This window comes from Legionella stuttgartensis (assembly GCF_977063405.2).
This window is the reverse complement of record NZ_CDRUHA020000016.1, coordinates 1-5,320: the sequence shown is the minus strand read 5'-3', so window position 1 is coordinate 5,320 and position 5,320 is coordinate 1. Positions and strand designations below refer to the sequence as shown.

The window sequence follows — 5,320 nt, the reverse complement described above, 5'->3', positions numbered from 1 at the left end:
AAAAGGGCTTAGATACCCTGGTGGTCTATGATGATTTGAGTGCTCATGCCAATAGTTATCGTGAACTGTCCCTTTTACTGCGTAGACCTCCTGGACGTGAAGCGTTTCCTGCGGATATTTTTTATCTTCATTCCCGTTTATTAGAGCGCTCAACCTGTCTTTCCCCTGAAATGGGCGGCGGCAGTATGACAGCACTTCCTATTATCGAAACCAAAGAAGGTGAAATGGCCACTTATATTCCTACAAATCTCATCTCAATCACCGATGGTCAAATCTTCTTTGATGAATCATTATTTTCTTCTGGATTTCTTCCCGCCATTGACATCACCCAATCAGTCTCACGAGTCGGTGGTAAAGCGCAGCATCCACAAATTAAAAAAGAATCCGGTCGAATGAAACTTGATTACCTGCAATTTCTTGATTTGGAACTGTTCACCCGCTTTGGGGCGAAACTGGATGCCAAAATGCAAAAGCAGATTCAAAAAGGGAGAATTTTAAGAGAAATTCTAAAACAAGAACGTTTTTCACCACTACCCATTGAATTTCAACTCGCATGGCTAATTGCTTACAATGAGGGTTTCTTTGACGAATTGAATTTAGAAGACATCCCCAAAATTCTCAAAAAAATAGAGGGAGAAATAAAACAGAGCACTTTATCCTTGGGAAACCCACGAGAACAATGGGAAAAAGCGATAAAAGAATGGCTAATGGCATAGAACGGACTCATTATCCACTCCAAAGCAATGAGTATCACTTAATACCCGGATGGTATCATGACGAAACGAACCAAACTCAAAGAACATCTTCATACTTTAGAAGAAATTGGCCACATTATGACGGCCATGAAAAATCTTTCTTTAATTGAACTGGGCAAAATCACTCAATGTCTTTCCATGCAGGACAACGTCATTAAAACCATTAGTGAGGTGAGTCATGATTTTTTAAGTTTCTATCCCATGCCCCCCATGAATCAACAAGAAAATCCTCCCTTAGTTTCTATTCTTATTGGCTCAGAACGCGGCTTTTGTGGTTCTTTTAATGATAATGTGCTTCATCAGTTAGACGTGCACAAAGAGCACCATTCTGAATTGGAACCAGCACTCATTCTTGTAGGGCATAAACTGGCATTAAAAATGCCTAATGACCCTCGTGTCATAGCAACAATCGATGGACCCAATGCCATTGAAGAAATCCCAGACGTGATTTCAAACGTGTTACAAACATTAGAAAAAGCCTTATTGCAAAGAAATAAGACATGGCATTCTTGGCAATGGACTATTCTCTTCAATGAGGAAGAGCACAATCAAATTCAAGCAAAAACCTGGCAACCCTTTAAAGAGTTGGATACAAGTCCTGCGCCTTATTTTTCTGTGCCACCCGTTTTGAATGGTTCCAAAGACCAGTTTTTCGCTGACTTGGTGGAGCATTATTTACTGGCCATGTGTTATTCGATTTTATATCAATCGTTTTTTGCGGAGAATCATCAAAGACTGTTTCACTTAAACCAGGCATTAGATCGCTTAGAAAATAAAAAAAATGCATTAAACCATCGTCTCAATTTACTGCGCCAAGAAGAAATTACCGAAGAAATTCAGAATATTGTACAAAGCGCCGAAGCGATTATTGGTCATGAGCTCACATAGAAAGACAAGGTAAACTATAATATACTGATTGGACTGGGTTTCTAATCAATGAAATGAATTTTCTATAAATTCGTAGTCATCCCTTTCGAGTGATTGGAAATCGGTTACAGAATAGTGAATAAACTCATATGAGGCGGGAAAACACTCGTGCAGACTGCTCCACTTTAACCATTTTTTGAATCGTCATGTTAAGTGAGCTTTTGGAGAGAAAGGATGCTGTTTCAATACACTAAAAAGTTTACCTTACTTCGATGGGTTCGAACATTATCCATTTCTTTCCTGTTGGCGATGGCCTCTGTTTCCTTTGCACAACCCACAGCGGATGAGCATGCCGCACATCATCCAGGAGAAAAGGAGAAAGAAGGCGAGGGAATGAGTGGCATGATGAAAAATATAGGGACTCCCTCTAAGGAGCTTTACCCTTCTTTAATGAGTTTACCCACATTATCCCCTGAAAAACGCCTTGAAATTCAACAAAAGGCACACCAGCGCATCACCTCAGGCATCGCGCTCATGAAAGGTGGGCTTAACGAGCTTTTGTTGGCATCCAGCACTAACAATTACGCTAAAATGCAGGAAGCTTTAGAGAAATTACGAGAAGGGATTGCGCAATATGAGAGTGCACTGGCCGCACTTCGCGCCCTTTCTGAAGGAAAAAATCCAAGCGACATCGCCTTGCAGTGGTTTAAACGAGAAATGAATCTTCTTCCAACTAGTCCGCAAGCCGAGAATGTCTTAGGGGGGCCTTTTTTTCATTTAACGATTATTGCGCTATTTGCTCTGTTTTTTTTGGTCATGATTTGGATGTATTTTTTCAAAATGAGAAGAGCGGCTGCTTTGCTCGATCGCTTAATCCAACAAAATACGGCTGCTCCTTTGGATACCTCACCCCAATTCTCAAAAACACCTGAACCAACCCCTTCCTTAACATCAGTGGAGCCCATTAAATCCTCTCAAGCTTCTAAAGTGCCATCAGAAACAGCCCCAACTACCCCTCCTACCTGCCCCGCGCATAAATGTCCAGTCCCCCAATTTCCGGTCATGAGATCGCTCACCGAACCGGAAGAGAAATGGGAAGGACAACTTCGTGTTTGCCGTATCTTTCAAGAAGCACCAGGAATCAAAACGTATCATTTGGCATCAACCCATGAGGTGGCTTTGCCATTTACCTATTATCCTGGCCAGTTCATTACGCTCACCGCCTTAATTAATGGTAAAACGATAAGACGCAGTTACACCATGGCGTCCACCCCAACCCAATTGCATTATTGTGCCATCACGGTCAAGCGGGAAGAACAAGGCGTGTTTTCCCGTTATTTGCATGACGAAATTAAGGAAGGGGATTTACTGGAGGTGATGGGACCTAATGGTAAATTTACTTTTACTGGGGAAGAGGCAAAGAGCATTGTACTGATTTGTGGCGGGGTCGGCATTACCCCCATGATGAGTATCATCCGCTATCTCACCGATATTGGATGGCACAATGACATTTATTTGCTGTATTGTTGTCGCACGACGAGTGAGTTTATCTTTCGCGAAGAATTAGAGCAACTTCAAGAAAGATACCTGAATCTCCATGTGTATGCGTCGATGCTGCGTTCAGAGGGAACCGTTTGGATGGGGTTACAAGGCCTATTTACCAAGAATATCATCAGCCATCTTGTCCCTGATATTGCCTCTCATCGTATCCACGTTTGTGGTCCTCCTGCGATGATGGAAGCTATCCTTGGTATCTTAAAAGAGCTTAACGTGCCCGCTGATTTGATTCTAACAGAAGCATTTGGACCAGAAAAGAAACCAGAAATAGTCCAAGAAGACTTCATCAAAGCCGATACCCGTGCGATGGTTTCGTTTAGGAAATCCGAAAAAATGGTTCCAATTCTGCCGGACCGTACCCTTCTTGAAATCGCTGAAGCCAATGGGATAGCGATTGATAATGCGTGCCGAACCGGGCAATGTGGGTTATGTAAAGTGAAATTGCTGTCGGGGGAAGTGACCATGGCTTGTGAAGATGCACTTTCCAAGGAAGACAAACAACAGGGGCTTATCTTAGCCTGTCAGGCCAAAGCGACTCAAAACATTGAGGTGGATGCTTAATGAATGCGCAAGGACGTATGATGGTTTTGGGGTTAGTACTTCTAATGCTTATTACATGGCTAGGCTTTGCAGTCCATACGTCTTCTCGTTTTGCCGGGAGTTTTTGGGGTGGTGTGTTTGGGGTGAGTGGCTCGATATTGATGCTGATTCCGCTCCTCTACCTCTTTGTTAAACGCATTTCATTTTTGAAAAATTGGGTAACACACTATGTGTCCATGAATACGCTGTTGTCGTGGCATATTTACACAGGTATTATCGGCTCGATTTTAGTCTTGATTCATACAGGACATAAATTTAATAGCGCGCTAGGCATTGCTTTGACTGCTATGACGCTCATTGTCACGCTCAGTGGTTTTATTGGCCGTTATCTCATGGGCTTTATGACTCAGGAAATCGATGAAAAAAAGACAATCCTCTTGGGATTACAACAGCAATACCAAATCGTAGCTCAAGAATTACAAGCAAGCGCACACCCCAAGCAAAACATCGGGAAATTACATCTTATGACAGCTCGCTTTCTTTCCTGGCTTCTTGAAGACACCGCACTGGATGGTCAGTTAATCAAGTCAGCAGAAGTACGCGCTTTGTGTTTAGCAGATGCCATCTCTGAGCTGGAATACGCCATTCGTTTTCACGAGCACTTCAAGCGCCTGTTTCAAAAATGGTTAACCTGTCACATTATTACAGCACTGGTATTGTATGTTCTGCTGGGTTTGCACGTTTGGTCTGGAATTTATTTTGGATTAAGGTGGTTTCAATGAAGCTGAGTTGGGCTACCCTCGCTGCCCTTACCGTAATCGCGGCACTGTCTTTTATGGCCTATTATCTGTCTTCTCATGGAGATGAGGTGAGCAGTTTGACGAACGTAGCGGAGTGGCAAAGAATGGCAAGCCCCGGAGAACTTTCCAAAGCCCACTCGTTTTTAAGTCACAACTGCACTGCATGTCATACGCCTGTGAAAGGGGTTGAGGCAGCGAACTGTAACGTCTGCCATGCCAACAACGAATCTCTGTTAAAACGCCAGCCGACCTCCTTTCATGCCAACATAGGCAGTTGTGTTGAATGTCATAGAGAGCACCAGGGCAGAACAGCACGTATCACCCAGATGGATCACAATGCTTTGGTTTCGTTAGGACTTCAGCAACTTCGTGCCTTTTCAAATGCAAATGATGAAGAAGAACAGTTGATTATTAATCAAGTTATGCTCTTTTTAGCGCAGAACGAATCCAATAAGTCCACATTACGGGTCAACCCCCATTCATCACCTCAAGAACTGACTTTACGCTGCGCCTCATGTCATCAAAACAAGGACAAGCACTTTAAGTTATTTGGCGACGATTGTTCTGCTTGTCATGAAACGGCTCATTGGAGCCTCTCTGAATTTAGGCACCCATCTCCGAGTTCAATGGATTGTGCTCAATGCCACCAAGCGCCACCCAGTCATTATATGGAGCATTTTAATATGATTTCAAAAAAAGTGGCTCATGAGCATGAAGCCCGTGTCGATCAATGCTTCCTTTGCCACCAAACCACGTTGTGGACTGATATTAAAGGAGTTGGGTTTTATAAGCATCATTGAG

4 protein-coding genes and 1 pseudogene are annotated in these 5,320 nt (G+C 43.1%); all 5 read left to right on the top strand.

Features of this window, described 5'->3' with window-relative positions; genetic code table 11:
- Positions 1-716 (top strand): annotated as a pseudogene (locus ACWTEW_RS05475) (F0F1 ATP synthase subunit alpha); the annotation flags it as partial.
- Positions 717-773: 57 nt separating this feature from the next.
- Positions 774-1,643 carry a F0F1 ATP synthase subunit gamma gene (locus ACWTEW_RS05470; RefSeq protein WP_021460706.1) on the top strand — a complete coding sequence of 290 codons (870 nt, stop codon included), beginning with the start codon at positions 774-776 and terminating at the stop codon, positions 1,641-1,643.
- 213 nt (positions 1,644-1,856) lie between these two features.
- A complete protein-coding gene (locus ACWTEW_RS05465; protein ID WP_021582717.1) occupies positions 1,857-3,740 on the top strand; it encodes a 2Fe-2S iron-sulfur cluster-binding protein in 1,884 nt (627 codons plus the stop codon).
- Positions 3,740-4,501 carry a hypothetical protein gene (locus tag ACWTEW_RS05460; protein WP_021460709.1) on the top strand — a complete coding sequence of 254 codons (762 nt, stop codon included), beginning with the start codon at positions 3,740-3,742 and terminating at the stop codon, positions 4,499-4,501. The genes ACWTEW_RS05465 and ACWTEW_RS05460 overlap by 1 nt, the downstream gene beginning before the upstream one ends.
- Complete coding sequence (locus ACWTEW_RS05455; protein WP_021582716.1) at positions 4,498-5,319, top strand: cytochrome c3 family protein; 822 nt, start codon at positions 4,498-4,500, stop codon at positions 5,317-5,319. The genes ACWTEW_RS05460 and ACWTEW_RS05455 overlap by 4 nt, the downstream gene beginning before the upstream one ends.
- Position 5,320 lies beyond the last annotated feature (1 nt).

Excerpts from the sequence above, each read along its gene's own strand:
- ACWTEW_RS05470 (WP_021460706.1), top strand. The coding sequence starts at position 774 with ATGACGAAACGAACCAAACTCAAAGAACATCTTCATACTTTAGAAGAA.
- ACWTEW_RS05465 (WP_021582717.1), top strand. The coding sequence starts at position 1,857 with ATGCTGTTTCAATACACTAAAAAGTTTACCTTACTTCGATGGGTTCGA.
- ACWTEW_RS05460 (WP_021460709.1), top strand. The coding sequence starts at position 3,740 with ATGAATGCGCAAGGACGTATGATGGTTTTGGGGTTAGTACTTCTAATG.
- ACWTEW_RS05455 (WP_021582716.1), top strand. The coding sequence starts at position 4,498 with ATGAAGCTGAGTTGGGCTACCCTCGCTGCCCTTACCGTAATCGCGGCA.